Raw genomic sequence first — 20,855 nt, 5'->3', positions numbered from 1 at the left:
CGGCGCCGCACCCGCCGAACAACCGCCACCCGCCACGGCGACATCCGCCCGGCAGGGCACCGCCGGACTCCACCGCCCGTGGCCGAGCGCCGTCGCGGCGGAGAAGAGCCGGACGGCGGAGAAAAGGGCGGCCGCAAGGAAGTCCGCCACGGAAAGAAGAAGCGGAGGGACGAAGGGGGCGCGAGAGGCGGACGGTGGAGAAGAGGGCGACTGCTCGGAAGCAGCCCGGCGTGGCAAGAAGAGGCGGAGTGAAGAGGCGGAGAAGGGGTGGGCGCGCGGTTGGTGCGGTGGCGGAAGAGCGTCGTCCCGCACTTGTCCGCCGGCGCTCACCCACACCCCGCGCTCACCCACACCGGCACTGATCCCCGCCCCACCACCGCGGCCCCGTACCATGGAGCGCATGTCGTTCCTCCGTCGCCGCAGCGCCACTCCCGCCGGCCCCGAATTCGACGTACTGGCCATGGACCCGGGTGACTGGCCCGGCAACCTCGGCGCCGGGCTGCTGCCCGCCCCCGACGGGACCTGCCAGGGCGTTTTCCTGCGCTACGACCTCTTCGGCGGCCGCGGCCCCGCGATGATCATCGGTAATCTCCCCGAGGGCTCTCCGGCCCGCGACGTGGAGGAGGGCGAGATCCCGTTCGAGGTCGGCCAGCTCCTCCTCGCGCTGGAGAACAACGAGGACGTCACCGTCGTGGGAACCGAGGACATGCCAGTCCTGCAGGGCGACAACCTGCTGATCGTGCGCCGGCTCAAGCTCTCCGAGAGCCGGATCTCCTGCGTCCAGTTCGACCGCAGCGACGGCGTCCTCGTGACCATCGCCGCCTGGGACCGCCCCATCACCGACGACCTGTACGCCCTGCTGAAGCCGCTCCCGGCGGAGCTTTTCCAGCAGGGCTGAGACCGGCTACCTCCGGTGGTGCCGTCCGCCCTTCGAGGACGGCACCACATCCACGTCCGCCGCGCGGACGAACTCGACCCGGTGGCCGTACTGGATCTCGTAGTACATGTCCTTGCCCACCACGACCCGGTGCGAGCCGGTGTCGAAGGTGACCGCGTAGAAGTACTCGCCCGGCACCTCGTCACCGACCACGTACTGCTGGCCCGCGGGGATCGTGTACGGCAGCGGGGAGATCGACTGCGCCGGTACTCCGGAGGGGTAGGCGGCTGCCTCGGGATAGGCGCGGCCGTACACCGGAATGCTGGTCAGGCCCGCCTTGGGCGTGATCACCAGCCCGGCCGCGCTCACCGCCGTCGGTGCCGTCGCCGGGTTCTTGAACCAGGCCTTCTGCCCCAGGTACCAGATCGCCGTCCAGTCGCCCCAGGTGTCCGCCACCGCGTACTGCTGACCGGTGGAGGCCCGCGAGGAGAGATCGTTCACGTCGGTCGTCGGGGCCGTACCGAGGCCGATGTCCTTGATCAGGGCCGAGCTCTCGTCGTGGTCGGAGTACAGCCGCACCTCGTCGGAACCGTGCGCGGCACACGGCTGCCCCTTGGTGACACAGCCGGTGTACGCCGGCTGGTTCGTGGCGTAGTCCGGCAGGATCGTGACCAGGCCGCCCTTCTTGCCCGCCGTGCGCTTGAGAGGGTGGTCCAGCAGCTCGAAGTAGTGCCGCCAGTCCCAGTACGGGCCCGGATCGGTGTGCATCCCGGGGATCGTGGAGGTGGTCGGGCCGGGCACGGTGTCGTGACCGAGGATGTGCTGCCGGTCCAGCGGGATGCCGTACTGGTCGGAGAGGTACTTCACCAGCCGGGCCGAGGACCGGTACATCGCCTCCGTGTACCAGGCGTCCGGCGAGGCGAGGAAGCCCTCGTGCTCGATGCCGATCGACTTGGAGTTGATGTACCAGTTGCCGGCATGCCAGGCCACGTCCTTCGCCTTGACATGCTGGGCGATCAGACCGTCGGTCGAGCGGATGGTGTAGTTCCAGGACACATAGGTCGGGTCCTGGACCAGCTTGATCGTCGTGTCCCAGGAACCCTCCGTGTCATGGATGACGATGTACTTGATGCTCTGGGAGGCCGGCCGGTCGCCGAGGTCGTGGTTGCCGTAGTCGTTGGTCCCGAACTGTGAGTACGGTGCCGGGATCCACTCGCACGACACCGTTGTCGGGCATTCGGTGTCGTTTGCCGCCACCGTGTGCAGCCCGGTGAGCTTCAGCTGCGCGGTGTCGGCCTTGAGGCCCGGCTGGGCGGCGAGCGCGACGAACTGTCCCTCGTCGGTGGTGCGCTCCTCGCCTGTGTGGAGGACGTCGAACACGTCGTTCGCGTACGCCGCCGCGGTCGCCGCGTCGTCGGCGCCGGAGAAGCGGGCGATCGCGCCGTACCAGTTGGCCGGCTCGGCGCTGAGGGGCTCGCCCAGGTCCTTCTGTGCTGCCGCGAGCAGGGCGGCGCCGCCGGCCACGTTGGCCGTCGCGTCGGTGCGCAGCTCCTCGGCCGGGATGCCGGTCAGCTCGGCGGCCTTCGGAAGCGTCCTGAGACGGGCCGGGAGCGCGGAGTCCGCCGGCACCTTGACACTGGGGTGCAGGGCGGGGCGGGCGCTGTCGCCGCGGGCGTCCTCGGTGCCGTCGGCGAAGTGCTCGGTCGCGGTGGCCAGCGCGGTGCGCGCGTCGGTCAGGTGCATCGGGCCGTAGCCGCCGGAGACGCTAGGCGCGCCGCCGTGCGTGTCCCAGCGGGACTGGAGATAGGAGACGGCCAGCAGAACGCTCTGCGGCACGTGGTACTCGGTGGCGGCGGACGCGAACGCGCGCTGGAGCAGTCCGGCGGAGGACTCGGTGGCGTTCGGGGGCGGAGCCGCGCCCAGCAACGGCAGCAACAGGGCCGCGGAGGCGACGGCACCGGCCGTCCTGCGCGTACGTCTGCCGCGGTGGGCGAAAGCCGGCTCGGTGACGGGTCCTCGCAATGCGGCCTCCTGGGGCGTTTTGAGCGCGGCGGGGCGTGCGGGGCTGAGCGTGGCTCAGTGGTACCCGGTTGCCGACGATCCGTCAATCATGCCCAGAAGGGGGTGTTTTCCTATGTCATACGATGATCGTGGGAGTTTCGCGCCGTAGGCGTCGGGCCCACGTGGACACACAAGAAATCCGCGGTGCGCTCATGCCCAGAGCGCACCGCGGATTCTCTGTCCCCGTCAGCGAGTGCCGACCGCCGCGCGTACGGCCCGGCGGGCCAGCTGGCAGTCGTCGTGCAGCCGCCGGAGCAGCAGCCGCTGTTCCTCGCCGGTCGGCGCGGCGCCCGGGTGGGCCGTACCCGGTGCCGCCGGGGTCGCGTCGTGCATCGAACGCTGCACGGCGGTCTCGTACGTCCGGATCTCCCGGGTGAGGACCAGCATCAGGTTCACCAGGAACGCGTCACGGGACGCGGGCCCCGCCGACTGCGCGATCTGGCTGATCTGACGGCGCGCCACCGGGGCGTCGCCGAGGACCGACCAGAGCGTGGCCAGGTCGTACCCCGGCAGATACCAGCCCGCGTGCTCCCAGTCCACCAGCACTGGACCGGCCGGTGACAACAGGATGTTCGAGAGCAGGGCGTCTCCGTGGCAGAACTGGCCCATCCCCTGGCGTCCCGCCGCGACCGCGATGCCGTGCAGCAGCTTCTGCAGGTCACCCATGTCCCGGTCGGTGAGCAGACCCAGCTCGTGGTAGCGGGAGATCCGGGCCGCGTAGTCGACCGGCGCGTCGAAGGTGCCCGCCGGTGGCCGCCATGCGTTCAGCCTGCAGATCGCGCCCAGGGCGGCCCGGATGTCCGCCCGGGGCGGGGCCTCCACCGGATGGCGCTGTATCGCCGCCACCCGGCCGGGCATCCGCTCGATCACCAGTGTGCAGTTGTCCGGATCCGCCGCGATCAGCCTCGGCACCCGGATCGGCGGCCGGTGCCGGACGAACGAGCGGTATGCGGCTATTTCGTGGCGGGTCCGCTCCGCCCAGGCGGGGGAGTGGTCCAGTAGACACTTCGCCACGGCCGTGCTGCGCCCCGTCGTCCCGACGAGGATCACGGACCGCCCGGTGCGGCGCAGCACCTGCACCGGAGCGAACTCCGGGCAGATCCGGTGCACCGACGCGATGGCGGTGCGCAACTGCGCGCCCTGGGGGCCGGAGAGGTCGAGTCTCCCGCTGAGGGGCTGGGTGCCGAGACCCGCGCCGCGCCGCTGCCGGCCCACGACCGGAACGGCGGCCCCCGTACGGGCGGGGTCTAGATAGGGTCCGCTGCCCGCCGGACGGGGGCGCAGCGGCCGGGGCGGGGCGGACACGGAGGACGATGCTGCGTACATGGGCGATACAGATCCCTTCGTGTACCTGCGGTGCCTGCCTGAGAAGTCCTGTGGAGAGGTTCTCGTGGCCAACCCGTCCCGGCCGCCCGGGCACACCCTGGGGAGTGTGCCCGTTCCGTGGCGACCGGGTCGGGGTGGCGCGTTCCTACCTGACACCCGTCGCCCAGTGGCACACCATCTGGCGCACCCTGGCGAACCGTGGCGAATAGTCGCCCGGCAACCGTCACGGGTCTACTGTCAACTCAGCCGAGAACCTGGGGGCTTGACGTGAGCGGACAACCCAACACCCGCCTCTCGGACCTGTTCGGCCTGGCCGGCTGGTCCAAAGGCGAACTCGCGAGGCTGGTCAACCGGCAGGCGGCGGCCATGGGCCACCCCCAGCTGTCGACCGACACCTCCCGGGTGCGGCGTTGGATCGACACGGGAGAGATCCCGCGCGATCCGGTGCCGCGGGTGCTGGCGGCCCTGTTCACCGAGCGTCTCGGCCGTGTCGTGACCATCGAGGACCTCGGTCTGGTACGGCACGGGCGTACGGGAAAACGGCCGGACGACGGGAACGTGGAACATCCCGACGGCATGCCGTGGGCGCCCGAACGAACCGCCGCGGTCCTCACCGAATTCACGGGAATGGACCTCATGCTCAACCGACGCGGCTTGGTGGGCGCGGGTGCCGCGCTCACCGCGGGATCCGTACTCAGCAGCGCCATGTACGACTGGCTGCACACCGACCCCACGCTCAAGGCCGACGCCCCCGTCCTCGACGACCCTCTGCACGCCGACCCCGCCGGGTTCGACCGCTATGAGGCCGCCCCCATCGGGTCCGAGGAGATCGAGGAACTGGAGCGCTCCGTCGAGGTGTTCCGCGCCTGGGACGCGGCCCGCGGCGGTGGGCTGCAGCGCAAGGCCGTGGTGGGACAGCTCAACGAAGTGGGCGGCATGCTCGCCTACCGCCACCCCGACCACCTCCAGCGGCGCCTGTGGGGCGTCGCCGCCAACCTCGCCGTCCTCGCGGGCTGGATGTCGCACGACGTCGGCCTGGAGCCCACGGCCCAGAAGTACTTCGTCATCGCCGCCCACGCGGCCCGTGAGGGCGGCGACCGGCCGCGTGCCGGGGAGGCGCTCTCACGGGCGGCTCGCCAGATGGTGCACCTCGGCCGGCCCGACGACGCGCTCGATCTGATGAAGCTCGCCAAGTCCGGTTCGGGCGACGAGGTGCTGCCGCGCACCAGGGCGATGCTGCACACCATCGAGGCCTGGGCACAGGCGTCGATGGGCAGGGGCCAGGCGATGCGCCGTACCCTCGGCCAGGCGGAGGACCTCTTCGTCTCCGACCGGGGCGACGTGCCGCCGCCGAGCTGGATGCAGATGTTCAAGGAAGAGGATCTGTACGGCATGCAGGCCCTGGCCTACCGCACCCTGGCCGAGCACGACCCGAGCGCGGCCACGCACGCCCAGCACTACGCGGAGAAGGCCCTGGCGCTGCGGGTCGACGGCCGGCAGCGGTCGAAGATCTTCGACTTCCTGTCCATGGCGTCCGCCTGCTTCATCGCGGACGACCCCGAACAGGCGGACCGGTACGCGCGGTTGGCACTGATGTCGATGGGGTCGAACTCGTCCCACCGCACCTGGGACCGGCTGCGCGAGATGTACCGGCTCACCGCCGAGTACGCCGGCTATCCGAGGATCCAGGAACTGCGGGAGGAGATCCAGCTCGCCCTGCCCAGGCCCAAGAGCAGGGGCGGCAGCAACAGCGCACAGGCCTAGGGGGCCCGTGCGCTCGACGTGCGCCGAACCGTCCGGCGAACGTTCCCGTCATGCGGGCCGTCCGGCGATGTCGGCTGCCCTTATTCACTCACCCTGGCGATGAGCACGCAGGCCTCGTCCTCGCGCCCGTTCTCGCCGAACTCCTCGACCACCGCCCGTACGCAGTCCTGAGCGGTGCCCGCCGTCCCGAACCGCGGGGCCAGGCCGAGGAGGCGGTCCAGGGAGTCCGCTCCGCTGTGCCCGGGCACCAGTCCGTCGGTGTGCAGCAGGAGCAGGTCGCCCGGTTCCAGGGTCAGTTCGGCCTGCCCGTAACCGGCTCCCGAGGTGGCGCCGAGCAGCACACCGTCCGGCGCGCTGAGCACGCACCCCGTCCCGTCGCGGTACAGCAGCGGGGCGGGGTGTCCTGCCTGCGCCCAGGTCAGGGTGCGGGTGGCGGGCCGGTAGCGGCAGCAGACGGCGCTGCCCAGCGCGGGTTGCACGGTGGCGTCGAGTAACTGGTTGAGCAGGGACATGAGATGCCCCGGCTGGGCACCGGCCATCGCCATCCCGCGTACGGCGCCCAGCAGCATCGTCATGCCCGAGGTGACGCCGACACCGTGCCCGGTGAGATCGCCGACGCTCAGCAGCGTGTCGCCGTCGGACAGCTCCAGCGCGTCGTACCAGTCGCCGCCGAGCAGGGTGTCGTTCCCGGACGGGAGATGGCGGGCGGCGAGCTCGAGCGTGCCCGGGCCCCGGTGCGGGAGCCGTAGCGCACCCCGCCCCGACGGCAGCACGGCCTCCTGCAGCTCGACGGCGAGCCGTTGCTCGGCCCGGGTCTGCCGGCGGTGGAGCTGCAGCGAGTCACGGCTCTCGCGCACCGTGTGCTGGCTGCGCCGCAGTTCGCTGACGTCCCGCAGCACGGCCCACATCGACGCGGTGCTGCCGTCGCCGCCGAGCACGGGCTCGCCCATCATGTGCACGGTCCGTACCCGCCCGTCGGGCCGTACGACGCGGAACTCGCCGTCGATCGGTCTGGCGTCGACCAGGCAGTCGGTGACCATCGTGGTCAGCCTGGGCCGGTCCTCGTCCAGTACCAGGGAAGGCATTTCGTCGAGCGTGAGCGCGGGAGTGGCCGGGTCGCGGCCGAGGATCTGGTAGAGCTCGCCGGACCAACCGGCCTCGTCCGTCAGGAGGTTCCACTCCGCGCTGCCGACCCGGCTGAGCAGCGAGTCGCGCGGGACGCCGGCCGGCTCCGGGCGGAGCTCCGCCGGGGACTCACCGTCGTCGGACGCGGCCGACAGCGGCGCCGGTCCGTCCCGGAGCTGGGCCAAGTGCTCGTCGAGGTCGTTGAGTTGATGCAGCGCCAGGTCGTAGAGCGCCCGCTGCCACCGCTCCTGGGGGTCCGAACCGTCGCTCCGGGTGTCCCGTCGTACGGCGTCCACGTCACCCTTGAGCCGTCGCGTCTGCGATATCAACGCCTCGACCGAGCCGCGTCCGGGCGGCTGGGCCGCGGGGTGGTCCGCGGAGACATGGGACGGCATGACGCACTCCGATGGGGACTGTACGGCCAAGGCGGACGGTGGGACCGGTTACGACTGTTGCACAGCCCGCGACGCCCTGTAAGGGATTTGGCAACACACGATACGGTGGTGCTTCTGGCATATGCCAGAGTCTTCACGGGCTGGTCGACCGCTATGAAAGACGTACGCGGCCGGGTGTGGCAAGTCGTAGGCGGACTACGCGACTTGGCCTACTTTTCGAGCTGTTCGTGTCGCGCTCGGGCGACTGTTCGACGTGCTCGTGTTCGCAGTGTGGTGGTCTCGGCCAACCGTGGCAACTCTGTCCGGATTTCGCGTCATGCGAAGCGGCCGAACGGAGTCCTACAGGCATGGACATCACCTTCGAGCAACCCGCACGCGCCCGGCTGATCACCGCCGAGGACCAGGAGGTCCCGGTTCCCGCCACGCTCCGCTACACGTCCGGCGATCCGCTGGCCGTGTTCGTCGACTTCCCCGCCGAGGTCACCCTGGGCGGCGAGGAGGTCACCTGGACCTTCGCCCGCTCCCTGCTGGACCAGGGTATCGGTGCCCCGGCCGGGCGCGGGGACGTGCACATCTGGCCCTGCGACCGGGGCCGTACGGCCGTGGAGTTCCACTCGCCGCACGGGCTGGCGCTGCTCCAGTTCGACACCCAGGCGCTGTTCCGCTTTCTGCAGCGCACCTACGAAGTCGTCTCCCCCGGGGAGGAGGACGTCGAGGCGGTCGTGGAGCGTGGCCTGAGCTCGCTGTTCGGGGGCGTGTGAGGCCGGCGGGGCGACCTGCCCGAACTTCGGCCTTTGTTCACTCGCGCCTCATCGCTTCGGCCCGGACTCCGATGACAGTCCTGGGCACCCTCTCGCGCGGTGTGTCACAGCGGCACACCGGTGACGAGGACGGGGCGAATGACACCGATCAGCCGAAGAGGCTTTGTGGGACTGGGCGCTTCCGTGGCGGCGGGCATGGCGGCGGGCGCCGCCGGCCCACGGCCGGTGGCCGCGGTCCGGAGCACGGCAGCCGCGGTGCAGAGCGCTGCGACCGGCACGATCTCGGACGTCAGGCACGTGGTGATCCTCATGCAGGAGAACCGCAGTTTCGACCACTACTTCGGGCGCCTCAAGGGCGTCCGCGGCTTCGCCGACCGCAGCGGAATCACCCTCGACGGCGGGTACCCGGTCTTCAACCAGCCCAACGGCTCCGGCCGGCAGTACCCGTGGAAGCTCAGCGCCACCCCCGACGCGGCAGGCAAGGACGGCGAGACCCTCGCCCAGTGCGACGGTGACCTGCCGCACTCCTGGTCCTCCCAGCACTCCGCCTGGAACAAGGGCCGCCTCGACAACTGGGTCGCGGGCGTCGGCAACGTCCGGTCCCTCGGCTACCTGGACCGCACCGACATCCCCTTCCACTACGCGCTCGCCGACAACTACACGATCTGCGACGCCTACTTCTGCTCCACCCTCAGCGCCACCGGCCCCAACCGCACCTATCTGTGGAGCGGCAAGGTCGACCCCGCCAGCTACGACGGCGGTGACGAGTCCGGCCTGACCTGGCAGAACTACGCCGAGGCGCTGCAGAACGCCGGAGTGACCTGGAAGGTCTACCAGAACGCCCAGGACAACTACGGGGACAACGGCTGCGCCTACTTCAAGAACTTCGCCGGTGCCAAGGCGGGCAACCCCCTGTACGACCGGGGCATGTCCTCCGTCCCGGCGGTGACCGGCTCCACCCCCGACGACATCGCGGCCGCCATCAGGGCCGACGTCGTCGCCGGCACGCTCCCGCAGGTCTCCTGGGTGGTCCCCGACCAGGCCTTCTCCGAACACCCCTACGCCCCGCCCGGCGACGGCGCGCACTTCGTCAACCTGGTCTACCAGGCCCTCGCCGCCGACCCCGACGTCTTCGACTCCACCGTCCTGTTCCTCAACTACGACGAGAACGACGGCTACTTCGACCACGTCCCGCCTCCGGCCCCGCCCGCCGGCACGGCCGGGGAGTTCCTGAACGGCGTACCCTACGGCTTCGGCTTCCGCGTCCCGATGATCGTCGTCTCGCCCTGGACACGCGGCGGCTGGGTCTCCTCGGAGGTCTTCGAACACACCTCGGTGCTGCGCTTCCTGGAGACCTGGACCGCGGCGCTGGGCACGCCGGCGAAGTGCCCCAACATCAGCGACTGGCGGCGCAGGGTCAGCGGCGACCTGACCGGCGTCTTCGACTTCGCCAACCCGGTCCACGGCGCCGTCCCCCTGCCCGCGACGAGCGTCATCGGTATCGCCACCTGCGGCCCGCTGCCCAACCCGGTGCCCACCACCAACACCCTGCCCGCACAGGAGACCGGCACCCGCCCGGCCCGCGCGCTGCCCTACCAGCCCAACGGCTACCTGGACCACCTGGAGTTCGGGACGGCCGGCGCGATCCGCGCCTGGTTCACCATGGCCAACCAGGGCACCCCGGCGACCCGGGCGGCGCACCTCTCCATCCACCCGGGCGCCTACCGGGACACCACCCCCTGGCAGTACACGGTCGACGCCGGGGGCACCGCCTCCGACTACTTCGACATCGGCACCGGGTACGGCAACGGAAAGTACGACCTCACCATGGTCGGCCCCAACCGCTTCCTGCGCCGCTTCCAGGGCGACGCCACCAAGGCCGGCAAGTCGGCCGAGGTGAGCACCCGTTACGCCGTGGAGCCGGGCACCGGCAAGCTCGCCGTCTGGTTCAGGATGGCCAACTCGGGCTCGGCGTCCGTGAAGTTCACCATCACCTCGAACAACTACCGCACCGACGGGCCCTGGACGTACACCGTCGCGGCCGGTGCCGCCAGCGAGGACTACTTCAACGCCGTTGCCTATCAGAGCGGCTGGTACGACTTCACGGTGGCGGTGGACTCCGACGCGACCTGGTCGCGCCGGTTCACCGGCCATCTGGAGACGGCCTCCGCGAGCGTCAGCGGCTGACGTCCGCGTACAGGTCCGGGCGCGGGGCGAGTCCGACGGTCATGCGGCCGCCGGACTCCAGCGCCCGGACCCCGGCCTCGGCGACGACGGAGGACGCGTAGCCGTCCCAGACGCTCGGCCCGGTGACCCGGCCCTGCCGGGTGGCGTCGACCCAGGACTGCACCTCGCGGTCGTAGGCGTCGGCGAACCGCACCAGATAGTCCTGGGCCACCTCCTCGCGGGCGCCGCCGGCCGTGGTGACCAGCATGCCGCGGTCCTCGCCGATCCGGGCGCTGCCCCGCTCGCAGACGGCCTCGCAGCGCACCTGGTAGCCGAAGCCGCAGTTGACGAAGACCTCGACGTCGACGAGGGCGCCGCCGTCGGTCTCGAAGAGCACGAACTGGGGGTCGAGCAGCCCCTCGGGGGCGTCCGAGGACGGCCGTGGCCGCAGCACGGTCACCGCGGTCAGCTCCTGGCCGAGCAGCCAGCGGGCCGCGTCGATCTCGTGCGAGACCGAGCTGTTGACCAGCATGGCACTGGTGAAGCCGGGCGGTGAGGAGACGTTGCGGTGGACGCAGTGCAGCATCAGCGGGCGGCCCAGGCCGCCGCCGTCCAGCAGGGACTTCAGACGCCGGTACTCGGCGTCGTAGCGCCGCATGAAACCGATCTGGGCCAGCCGCCGCCCGAGCCGGGCCTCGGCCTCCACCACCCGGAGCGCACCGGTGGAGTCCGGCACCATGGGTTTCTCGCACAGCACCGGCAGCCCGCGCTCGAAGGCCGCGAGCAGCGGCTCCTCGTGCGCCGGGCCGGGGGAGGCGATCAGCACGGCCTCGACACCGGGCGCGTCCAGCGCGGCCGACGGATCGGCGTGGACGGTGACGCCGTCCAGCCCCGCCACCGCCTCCTTGGCGCGGTCGAGGTCGAGGTCGGCCACGGCCGCCACCCGCGCACCGCTCACCACCTGGTCGAGCCGTCGTATGTGGTCGGCGCCCATGTGTCCGGCACCCAGTACCGCAACGCCCAGCAGCTCAGCCACGCTCGCACTCCCTCTCAGCCGACGCCGACGATCACTGCGTAGCGTAGACGTCGGCCGAGAGCGGTCTCATCAGTAGCGCAGCACGCCGGCGATGCCGTTCTCGTCGCCCAGGGTGCCGTCCGGGACGAAGCGGACCTCGGCCCCGGTCTCCAGGCACTGCTCGACGATCTCGTCCACGATGTCGTCGCGGGAGTCCAGGTCGCCGCTCACGGCCGGGACCAGGTGGTCGCCGTCGTCGCGGACCGTGGTGCGGTAGTTCTCCTCGACGGCCAGCAGCCGGACGCGGCCCTCACGGGCGTTCTGCCAGACCTCGTCGACACCGGCCGCGAACGTCTTGTGACCGCGCGCGGATTCGAGCTCGCGGGTCACCGACGAGGTGCTCCGGCGGGACTCCGCGTCGAGATGCGGCCGGATCGCCTGCCACACGGCCTCCGGACCGGACTGCGCGAGCCCGCCGTGCCGCACGGGAATGCTCTCCCTGGCGACGTTGCCGAGTTCGTCCCACAGGGCCAGGGCCGCCTGCTCGCCCGTGACGTAGAGCGGCCGCGGATCCTCGCGCAGCAGCGCGGCCATCGCCGTGTCGGCGTCCCGCAGGAAGTGCTTGGTGTCCTCGTCGCGGAAGGTGCTGGGCATGTCGCCGATCTGTTCCCGGCGCTCGGCGTCGAAGTTCTGCTGGCTGCGCGTCAGCGGGAACCCGCCGGCCCGGCTCTCGGTGACCCGGTCGACACCGCCGTTCCACAGCGTGATGCGGTCGGCCGACACCGACAGCACCCAGAACGGCCGCTCGGCCGCGTGCGCCGAGACCAGGTTCCGGGTCAGGAAGGTGTCCGAGAGCACCACGCGCTCGGGCACGCTGCGGGCCAGTGACCACACCTGGTGCTCGCCCGGCGCGGCGAAGATCACCAGACCGTCCTCGGCATGGGCCAGATCGACCTCGGCGAGGGCCCGGTCGAGCTGGTCGACGACATCGGAACGCCGCTCCCGGGTGACCGAGGGATCGGCTTCCAGTTGCTTCTTCGCCTCGGCCACGACATTGCGCAGCCGGACGGGATCCTGGGCGTTGTCCGGCTCGCGGCGGTGCGTCGGCGTCAGCACGGAGACGGCCGGGTAGAGACGCGGGCGGCGCAGCTCGGCGAGGGACGTTGGACTGAGTGCGTGCTCCATATCAGCACCATAGGGCCGATTCACGACGGGGGCATTTGGGGTAATTCTCTTGCGAGTGGAGGAGGTGGCTGCGATGGCCCGGCTGACCGTGGACGACGGCGAGGTCGTCGTCCGTCTGAGCGGGCCGGAGATGCTGCTCGCCCACCGCCGCCGGGTGCGGGTGCCGCTCGCACAGGTGCGCTCGGCCTCGGTGGAGCCCGACTGGTGGCGGGTGCTGCGCGGCGAGCCGCACCACGGCCACTGGCTGCCCGACCGGTTCTGCGTCGGCGCGTGGGAGTACCCCGGCGGCCGGGACTTCGTCGCCGTCCATGAACACGGCCCGGTCGTCCTGGTCGACCTGGCGAGGTCCGCGCCCTTCGCCCGGCTCGCGGTGTCCGACGACGACGCCGAGGCCGCCGTACAGGCCATCCGGCGCACTCTGTAACCCTGTTGAGGCCGACTTCCCGGTGACGGCAGGCGATGCGGCCGGTTAGCGTACCCGGCAGTAACCGGATCGTGCCCCAGGAGGCCCCCATGCCGCAGCTCGAAGTCGACGGAGCGGCGCTGACCTACGACGACGAGGGTCCCCGTGACGGTGCTGCCGCGCCCCTGGTGTTCATCCACGGCTGGACCGCGAACCGGCACCGCTGGGACCACCAGATCGCGCACTTCGCCGGGCACCGCCGGGTGATCCGCCTCGACCTGCGCGGCCACGGCGAGAGCACCGGGGCCGGCGTGAAGACGGTCGCCGAGCTGGCCCGGGACGTCGTCGCCCTCCTCGATCATCTGGAGGTGGATCGTTTCGTCCCCGTCGGTCACTCCATGGGCGGCATGATCTCCCAGACCCTCGCGCTCACCCACCCCGAGCGGGTCGAGCGGATGGTGCTGGTCAACTCCATCGGCCGGATGACATACAGCCGCGGCCGCGGTCTGCTGATGGCCGCCTCGACCCTGGTGCCGTACAAGATGTTCGTCGCCACCAACATCCAGCGGGCCTTCGCCCCCGGACATCCCCGCGAGGAGATACGCGAGTACATCCGCGCCTCCGCCGCCACCCCGCGCGAGGTCGTCATGACGCTGTACGGCGCCATGCGGGCCTTCGACGTCCTCGACAGGGCCGCTGAGATCACCGCCCCGACCCTGATGGTGCACGGTTACCACGACATCCAGCTGCCGGTGGGGCAGATGCTGCGGATGGCCAAGGCCTACCCGGACGCGGAGGTCCGGATCATCGACGCGGGACACGAGCTCCCGGTGGAGCGGCCGGCCGAGCTGACGGCGACGATCGACCGGTTCGTGACGGCGAAGTGACGGCGAGTTACAGCGAAGTGACGGGGGAAGCGTAGGGCGAGGCGGTGGCAGCGGCAGGTGACCGGCGCCGGGCGGAAAGCCCGGCGCCGGTTTGCTTGGGGAACATTTTGCGCTTGGCCGGTTCCGGGCGGGCCGGGCCCGATGCGGAGCACGGCCGTGGCCCTCGCGCATGCAAAGCGCGGCCGAAAGAGTGAGGGGGATCGGCCGTCCGTGTTACGTCCAGGTTGACCGGCCGGGGTCCCGGGCGCACGCTCGATATATAGGTGCCGAATACAAGTGGTTAGCTCGGGCAATCGAACTCCCGGTGGAAGCCCAGGTGACGTCCGCGCCCGGCCGACCGGCAGCAGGAGGTAACGCATGTGTGGCATCACCGGCTGGGTCTCCTTCGACCGTGACCTCACCACCGAGACACGCGCATTGGATGCGATGACCGAGACCATGGCCTACCGCGGCCCCGACGACCGGGGCACCTGGAGCGAGGGGCCCGCCGCCCTCGGGCACCGCCGGCTCGCGATCATCGACCTGCCCGGCGGCCGCCAGCCCATGAGCGTGCGCACCCCGGACGGCTCCGTCGCGATGGTCTACTCCGGCGAGGCGTACAACTTCACCGAACTGCGCCGCGAACTCGCCGACCGCGGCCATGGGTTCACCACCGACTCCGACACCGAGGTGGTGCTGCACGGCTATCTGGAGTGGGGCGACACCGTCGCCGAGCGACTCAACGGCATGTACGCGTTCGCCGTCTGGGACGGCCGCCACGACAAGCTCGTGATGATCCGCGACCGCATGGGCATCAAGCCCTTCTACATGTACCCGACCCCCGACGGCGTCCTGTTCGGCTCCGAACCCAAGGCGATCCTGGCGAACCCGCTGGTCCGTCCCAGGGTCGGTCTGGACGGCCTGCGCGAGCTGTTCACCATGGTCAAGACCCCGGGCAGCGCCGTGTGGGAGGGCATGCGCGAGGTCGAGCCCGGCACGGTCGTCACCGTCGACCGCTCCGGTCTGCACACCCGCGTCTACTGGCGCCTGGAGACCCGCCCGCACCCCGACGACCGCGACACCACGGTCGCCACCGTCCGCGAGCTCCTCGACGACATCGTGCGCCGCCAGCTGGTCGCCGACGTGCCCCGCTGCACCCTGCTCTCCGGCGGCCTCGACTCCTCCGCGATGACCGCCCTGGCCGCCCAGCAGCTCGCCGCACAGGGCGAGAAGGTCCGCAGCTTCGCCGTCGACTTCGTCGGCCAGACCGACAACTTCGTCGCCGACGAACTGCGCGGCACCCCCGACACGCCCTTCGTGCACGACGTGGCCCGGCTCGCCCGCACCGACCACCAGGACATCGTCCTCGACTCGGGCAGCCTCGCCGACCCCGCCGTCCGCGAGCGAGTGATCCGGGCCCGCGACCTGCCGACCGGGTTCGGCGACATGGACGCCTCGCTGCTGCTGCTGTTCCGGGCCGTCCGCGACCAGTCCACCGTCGCGCTCTCCGGCGAGTCCGCCGACGAAGTGTTCGGCGGCTACCTGCAGTTCTTCGACGAGCAGGCCCGCAACGCCGACACCTTTCCCTGGCTGGTCCAGTTCGCCCGGCACTTCGGCGACGACGCCGACGTACTGCGCGCGGACCTCGCCAAGAACCTCGACCTGGAGTCGTACATCTCCGAGTCCTACCGCTCCGCCCTCACCGGCCTCCGGCGCCTCGACGGCGAGAGCGACTTCGAGTACCGCATGCGCCGCATGAGCTATCTGCACCTCACCCGGTTCGTACGCATCCTGCTCGACCGCAAGGACCGGACGAGCATGGCCGTCGGCCTGGAGGTCCGGGTGCCGTTCTGCGACCACCGGCTCGTCGAGTACGTCTACAACGCGCCCTGGGCCCTCAAGTCCTTCGACGGCCGCGAGAAGACCCTGCTGCGGGAGGCCGCCAAGGACGTCCTCCCGCAGTCCGTGTACGACCGGGTCAAGAGCCCCTACCCGTCCACCCAGGACCCGGAGTACGGCCGCGCCCTCCAAGTGCAGGTCAAGGACCTGCTGGCCCGACCCGACCACCGGGTCTTCGACATCGTCGACCGGGAGAAGGTGAACCGGGCCGCCCACCGGACCGAGCTGAGCACCCAGGCCGCCCGGCGCGGCCTGGAACGCACCCTCGACCTGGCCCACTGGCTCGACCTCTACACCCCCGAACTGACCCTCGCCTGAACCTCAGTCCGGCGAGTCGGTGACGGAGCCGCGGTCGTCGTCCGCCGGACAGGAGCTGCCGTCGGCCGGCAGCGTGCCGTACAGCAGGAAGTCGTCGACCTTGCCGTGCACGCACCTGGAGGACGAGTACCCGGTGTGGCCGTCGCCCCTGTTGTCCAGCACCACGGCCGACGGCCCGAGCCGCTTCGCCGTCTCGATCGTCCAGGCGTACGGCGTCGCAGGGTCCCCGCGCGTGCCCACCAGGAGCATCCGCGCGGAGTCCACGTCCTTCACCTTGTCGCGGATGAAGTCCGTGCCGCGCGGCCGGCCGTAACAGAGCATCACCTGGGTGAGCCGGAGCCGGCCGAAGACCGGCGACGCCCGCTGGTACGCCTCGTTCAGCCGGGCGACGTCCCGGGTGAGCTGCTCCGCACTCGGCCGGTCCGGGTCGTCGGCGCAGTTGATCGCCATCAGGGCCGCCGACAGGTTGTCCGCGGGGATGTCCGCGCTGCCGACCAGGCCGCCGTTGTGCGGCGGCCCGAGCGGGACGGCGTAGCCGCCGGACGCGAAGTTCTGCACCCCCCGGGTGTCCCCGTCCTCGATCAGCGAGGCCAGCGCCCGTTCCAGCCGGGGCCACAGCTCCTTGCCGTACAGCCCCTGCCCGAGGGCACCCACCAGGTCCTGACCGGAGAAGGGGCCGCCGAAGTCCGACACGACCGGGTGCTCGTCGAGCGAGCGCACCAGCCGGACGACGGCGTCCCCGGCCTTGCGCCGGTCCTGCCCGAACGGACATGCCACGTCGGTGACACACCAGTCCAGGAAGTCGTCCAGCGCCGTCTGCTGTCCGCGGGCGCCCGCCATCCCCTGCTCGGCCGGCGACTCGGTCAGCGTGTCCACGCCGTCCAGCGCCATCCGGCCCACCTTGTGGGGGAACTGCGCCGCGTACACCGCGCCGAGCCTGGTGCCGTAGGAGAAACCCAGGTAGTTCAGCTTCTCGTCACCGAGGGCCTGGCGGATGACGTCCAGGTCCCGGGAGGCGTTCACGGTGCCTATGTGGGAGAGCACGGGGCCGGAGTGTGCGGCGCACCGGACCGTCAGCTGCTTCAGCGCCTTCAGCAGGGCCTGCGGACGGCCGGCGTCGGGTATGTCGTCCGCGCTCCCGCCGTCGTCCGTGCTTCCAGCGTCCGTGCTTCCGTCGTCCGCGCCCCCGCCGGTGCCCTCTCCGCAGCTCACGGGGGAGGAGCGGCCGACCCCGCGCGGGTCGAAGCCGACCACGTCGTAGCCGTTGGTCAGGCTCATGAAGTCCTTGCCGGCCAGCCCGAGCTGGCTGACGCCCGAGCCGCCGGGGCCGCCGAAGTTCAGCAGCACCGAGCCCCGTGACCTCCCGGTCGCCCGGTAGCGGGACAGCGCGAGGTCGATGGTGCCCTCGGCGGGTCTCGCGTAGTCGAGCGGGACGGTCACCTTGGCGCACTGCATGTCCTTGGGCAGCTCCACGTCCTTGCACACCACCCACCGGGCCTTCTGCCGGTAGAACCGGGTCAGGTCCGGCTCACCGCCGCCGGCCGCCGCGGCCGCGGGCAGCCCCGCGCCGAGCAGGGTCAGGGCGACGGCTCCGGCACCGGCACAGCGTCGCACGGCGGGCCGGGTTCGGGGATTGGCCGGCATCGAGGGCCTCCATGGACGCTCCGTGACCGGGGCTTTCGATCACCATAAGCGGGCCCCGGGGAGCACGCCTCCCGGCGAGCGGACCGGGCCGGGGCGCCATACTGAGCCGCCGGTCACCCGCTCGGTCAACCCCTCGGTCAACCCCTCGGTCAACCGCTTCGGATCCCTTGCACAGTTTTGCTCCCGGTTCGAGAACAGTGTCGCTCGATGGGGTGAAAGAGGGACAAGCCATAACTCAGATGGTTCGTCTGCGTTTTAACCGTTGCGGGCGAGCGCCCGCAATCATGTCTGGAAGGCAGGGAACCTATGAAACGGGTTACCCGAAACGGTGTGATCGCCGTAGCCGCCGCCTCCGGGGCGATGGCCGTGGCGGTCCCGGCCTGGGCCGACTCCGGCGCGAACGGCATCGCGGCCGGTTCGCCCGGGGTGATCTCCGGCAACGGCATCCAGTTGCCGGTGCACGTCCCGGTGAACGTGTGCGGTAACACCGTGAACGTGGTGGGGCTGCTCAACCCGGCGGCCGGCAACACCTGTGTGAACAAGGGCGGCGGCGCCGCTCACGACACGTCCGGCTACGGGTCCACGCCCGGTGACTCGGCCGTGTCCGGTGACTCGGCCGTGTCCGGTGGCTCGGCCACGTCCGGCGGCGCGTCCGCGCAGGGCGTCGAGAAGGACTCGCCAGGGGTGCTCTCCGGCAACGGCATCCAGTTGCCGGTACAGGTCCCGGTGAACGTGTGCGGTAACACCGTGAACGCGCCGGGGCTGCTCAACCCGGCGGCCGGCAACACCTGCGTGAACACCTCCGGCGACCACCCGAGTCCGCCGGAGACCCATGTCCCGCAGCCGCCTCCCGTGCAGCCGCCCCCCTCCCAGCCGCCCGCTCCCGAGCCGCCGGCCCCGGTCAGGACCCACCCCGGGCCGAAGACCCAGCCCCCCGCCGCACCGCCCACCACGTCCACCCTCGCCCACACCGGCACGGACCTCGCGGGTCCCGCCGTCGCGGGCAGCGCGGCACTCCTGCTCACCGGGACCGCCCTGCACCGGCGCTTCCGGCCCGGCCGGAAGCGCTGACCGGCAGCCGTGATAGCCGAGGCGGGGCGCCGCCGTTCTCATGGACAAGGCCCCATCGGACCCCGACCGGTGGGGCCTTCGCCATGTCCGGGTCCGGCAGCCCTGGGCCGTGTCGGGTCAACGAGCGCCCTGAAACAGCTTGTTGGGCACACCGGCGGCTTGATCCAGGCGTGGCGCCGCGCCCGGTGATCGGGAAGGATGCTGCGGGCGCGGTGCCGGTCGCCGCGCCGCCCGACCCAGCCACACAAGGGAGCGCATCGATGACCTCTCCGGCCCCCGCGGACCTCGTCGTCACCCGGGCCACGCTCGACGACTGGCCGGTGATCAGCGGCTGGGCCGCGGACGAGGGCTGGAATCCGGGTGTGTCGGACGGCCCCGCCTTCTTCGCGCAGGATCCCGACGGGTTCTTCATCGGCCGTGTCGACGGGGAACCGGTCTCGGCGATCTCCGTCGTCAACTACGGCGCCGACTACGCCTTTCTGGGCTGCTACCTGGTCCGCCCCGACCTGCGCGGCCACGGCCACGGGCTGACCACCTGGAAGACCGCCCTCGCCCACGCCGGCAACCGCACCGTGGGCCTGGACGGCGTGGTGGCCCAGCAGGACAACTACCGCCAGTCCGGCTTCGAACTCGCCTACCGCACGATACGGTTCACGGGCGCCGCGCCGGCCGTCGAGCCCCCGTCGGGCATCCGCCCGGTGCATCCCGCCGACGTCGCGGACATCACGGCGTACGACAGCGCCTGCCACCCGGCCGACCGGCCGCGCTTTCTCGCCGCCTGGCTGACCGGCACCGGTCACAAGGCGTTCGTACGCCACGACGGCGACCGCCTCACCGGCTACGGCGTGCTCCGCCCCGGCCGCGACACCCTGCGCATCGGCCCCCTCTTCGCCGACACCGCAGAGGACGCCCGCGCCCTGTTCGCCGCCCTCACCGCCGAGGCGGCCGACGGTCAGGTCGCCATCGACGTGCCCGAGACCAGCGCGGCGGGTGTCGCCCTCGCCGAAGAGGCCGGATTCACCGCCTCGTTCGAGACCGCCCGTATGTACACCGGCCCGGTCCGCGACCACGCCCGCGAGCGGGTCTTCGGGGTCACGACACTCGAACTCGGCTGACCCTTCGTAAATGCGTTGCCGCCGCGGGGCGGGGATGCTGAAGTGCCGGTATGGATCATCAAGCAGTGCTCGCCCTGTACGACCGTGACATGCGCGAGGGCGCCCGGCCCGACGGCCCCGGTGCCCGTGTGGAACGCGTCGGCGGGGTGGTGCGACAGGTCGCGGACGCCGAAGGGTGGAACGGGGTCCTCTGGTCGGGCCTGGACGAGACGACCGCGGATGGTGCCATCGCCGAGCAGATCGACCACTTCGGCGGGCTGGGCCTCGAGTTCGAGTGGAAGCTCTACGGCCATGATCTCCCGTATGACCTCGGCGCGCGGCTCGTCGCGGCAGGGCTGCGGCCGGAGCCCGAGGAGACGCTGATGATCGCCGAGGCCGCCGGGCAGACCGTCGACAGGGCTGAACTTCCCAACGGCGTACGGGTGGTAGCCGCCACGGATGCGGCAGGCGTCGATCTCGTGGTGGACGTCCACGAGAAGGCCTTCGGCACCGACGGGTCCGGGCTGCGGCACCGGTTGCTGGCGCAGCTGGCCGAGCGGCCCGACACCGTCGTCGCCGTCGTGGCGCTGGCCGGGGACGAGCCGGTGAGCGCCGCGCGTATGGAGCTGGTGCCGGGGACGCGGTTCGCCGGCCTGTGGGGCGGCGGCACGGTGGAGGGGTGGCGGGGGCGCGGGGTGTACCGCGCCCTGGTCGCTCACCGTGCGCGTGTCGCCGCGGACCACGGGTACCGGTATCTGCAGGTGGATGCGTTGCCGATGAGCCGGCCGATTCTCGAGCGGCTCGGTTTCCATGCGTTGAGTACGACCACGCCGTACATCTACGCCGTGTGAGCGGCCGCGGGTCGTGGGTGGTTGCTCGCGCAGT

Annotated in this window: 16 protein-coding genes; 10 read left to right on the top strand and 6 right to left on the bottom strand. The window is 71.3% G+C overall.

Annotated elements, in window-relative coordinates:
* Window positions 1-400 precede the first annotated feature (400 nt).
* Entirely contained in the window at window positions 401-898 is a 498-nt protein-coding gene (locus ACIRR9_RS28380; protein WP_403757291.1) for a hypothetical protein, read from the top strand.
* Between the two features lie 6 nt (window positions 899-904).
* Here ACIRR9_RS28380 and ACIRR9_RS28375 read toward each other — a convergent pair whose 3' ends face one another.
* Window positions 905-2,899, bottom strand: coding sequence for an N-acetylmuramoyl-L-alanine amidase (locus tag ACIRR9_RS28375; RefSeq protein WP_403757288.1), 1,995 nt, complete (start codon window positions 2,897-2,899; stop codon window positions 905-907).
* 225 nt (window positions 2,900-3,124) lie between these two features.
* The gene (locus ACIRR9_RS28370) at window positions 3,125-4,264 is read right to left on the bottom strand and encodes an aminoglycoside phosphotransferase family protein (protein WP_365340791.1); all 1,140 of its coding nucleotides are present in this window, start codon (window positions 4,262-4,264) and stop codon (window positions 3,125-3,127) included.
* Between the two features lie 267 nt (window positions 4,265-4,531).
* Between ACIRR9_RS28370 and ACIRR9_RS28365 the strand changes: the two genes are divergently transcribed.
* Window positions 4,532-6,028, top strand: a complete 1,497-nt coding sequence (locus tag ACIRR9_RS28365; protein WP_403757286.1) for a hypothetical protein — start codon at window positions 4,532-4,534, stop codon at window positions 6,026-6,028.
* Between the two features lie 80 nt (window positions 6,029-6,108).
* On the opposite strand, the gene ACIRR9_RS28360 is transcribed toward ACIRR9_RS28365, so the two are convergent.
* Window positions 6,109-7,548 (bottom strand): PP2C family protein-serine/threonine phosphatase, encoded by a 1,440-nt coding sequence (locus ACIRR9_RS28360; protein ID WP_403757283.1) that lies wholly within the window; start codon window positions 7,546-7,548, stop codon window positions 6,109-6,111.
* A gap of 347 nt (window positions 7,549-7,895) precedes the next feature.
* On the opposite strand from ACIRR9_RS28360, the gene ACIRR9_RS28355 reads away from it, so the two are divergent.
* Both ACIRR9_RS28355 and ACIRR9_RS28350 read left to right on the top strand, forming a co-directional pair.
* Window positions 7,896-8,309, top strand: a complete 414-nt coding sequence (locus tag ACIRR9_RS28355) for an SsgA family sporulation/cell division regulator (protein WP_403757280.1) — start codon at window positions 7,896-7,898, stop codon at window positions 8,307-8,309.
* A gap of 138 nt (window positions 8,310-8,447) precedes the next feature.
* Window positions 8,448-10,496: a phosphocholine-specific phospholipase C gene (locus ACIRR9_RS28350; protein WP_403757277.1), complete on the top strand. Its 2,049-nt coding sequence runs from the start codon at window positions 8,448-8,450 to the stop codon at window positions 10,494-10,496.
* On the opposite strand, the gene ACIRR9_RS28345 is transcribed toward ACIRR9_RS28350, so the two are convergent.
* Window positions 10,486-11,511, bottom strand: a complete 1,026-nt coding sequence (locus tag ACIRR9_RS28345; RefSeq protein ID WP_403757274.1) for a Gfo/Idh/MocA family protein — start codon at window positions 11,509-11,511, stop codon at window positions 10,486-10,488. The two genes, ACIRR9_RS28350 and ACIRR9_RS28345, sit on opposite strands and share 11 nt — an antisense overlap.
* A 69-nt stretch (window positions 11,512-11,580) precedes the next feature.
* Window positions 11,581-12,675 (bottom strand): chemotaxis protein, encoded by a 1,095-nt coding sequence (locus ACIRR9_RS28340; RefSeq protein ID WP_403757272.1) that lies wholly within the window; start codon window positions 12,673-12,675, stop codon window positions 11,581-11,583.
* A 73-nt stretch (window positions 12,676-12,748) separates the two neighbouring features.
* On the opposite strand from ACIRR9_RS28340, the gene ACIRR9_RS28335 reads away from it, so the two are divergent.
* The 3 genes from ACIRR9_RS28335 (at window position 12,749) to asnB (ending at window position 16,161) form a co-directional block, all read left to right on the top strand.
* Window positions 12,749-13,099, top strand: a complete 351-nt coding sequence (locus ACIRR9_RS28335; protein ID WP_123971572.1) for a hypothetical protein — start codon at window positions 12,749-12,751, stop codon at window positions 13,097-13,099.
* Between the two features lie 89 nt (window positions 13,100-13,188).
* A complete protein-coding gene (locus ACIRR9_RS28330; protein ID WP_403757269.1) occupies window positions 13,189-13,965 on the top strand; it encodes an alpha/beta fold hydrolase in 777 nt (258 codons plus the stop codon).
* A gap of 357 nt (window positions 13,966-14,322) precedes the next feature.
* Entirely contained in the window at window positions 14,323-16,161 is a 1,839-nt protein-coding gene (gene asnB / locus ACIRR9_RS28325) for an asparagine synthase (glutamine-hydrolyzing) (RefSeq protein ID WP_403757267.1), read from the top strand.
* Between the two features lie 3 nt (window positions 16,162-16,164).
* Here asnB and ACIRR9_RS28320 read toward each other — a convergent pair whose 3' ends face one another.
* Entirely contained in the window at window positions 16,165-17,805 is a 1,641-nt protein-coding gene (locus tag ACIRR9_RS28320) for an alpha/beta hydrolase (RefSeq protein ID WP_403757265.1), read from the bottom strand.
* 306 nt (window positions 17,806-18,111) lie between these two features.
* On the opposite strand from ACIRR9_RS28320, the gene ACIRR9_RS28315 reads away from it, so the two are divergent.
* From ACIRR9_RS28315 to ACIRR9_RS28305, 3 genes are all read left to right on the top strand, one after another.
* Entirely contained in the window at window positions 18,112-18,876 is a 765-nt protein-coding gene (locus ACIRR9_RS28315; RefSeq protein WP_403757263.1) for a chaplin, read from the top strand.
* Between the two features lie 260 nt (window positions 18,877-19,136).
* Window positions 19,137-19,991 carry a GNAT family N-acetyltransferase gene (locus ACIRR9_RS28310; protein ID WP_403757261.1) on the top strand — a complete coding sequence of 285 codons (855 nt, stop codon included), beginning with the start codon at window positions 19,137-19,139 and terminating at the stop codon, window positions 19,989-19,991.
* A 50-nt stretch (window positions 19,992-20,041) separates the two neighbouring features.
* Window positions 20,042-20,821, top strand: coding sequence for a GNAT family N-acetyltransferase (locus tag ACIRR9_RS28305; RefSeq protein ID WP_403757258.1), 780 nt, complete (start codon window positions 20,042-20,044; stop codon window positions 20,819-20,821).
* The last annotated feature ends 34 nt before the right edge of the window (window positions 20,822-20,855 follow it).

The organism is Streptomyces sp. NPDC101234 (assembly GCF_044767525.1).
GTDB lineage: Bacteria > Actinomycetota > Actinomycetes > Streptomycetales > Streptomycetaceae > Streptomyces > Streptomyces sasae.
Note: the sequence above shows the minus strand (reverse complement) of the source record. Positions and strands in the feature narration are given on the sequence as shown.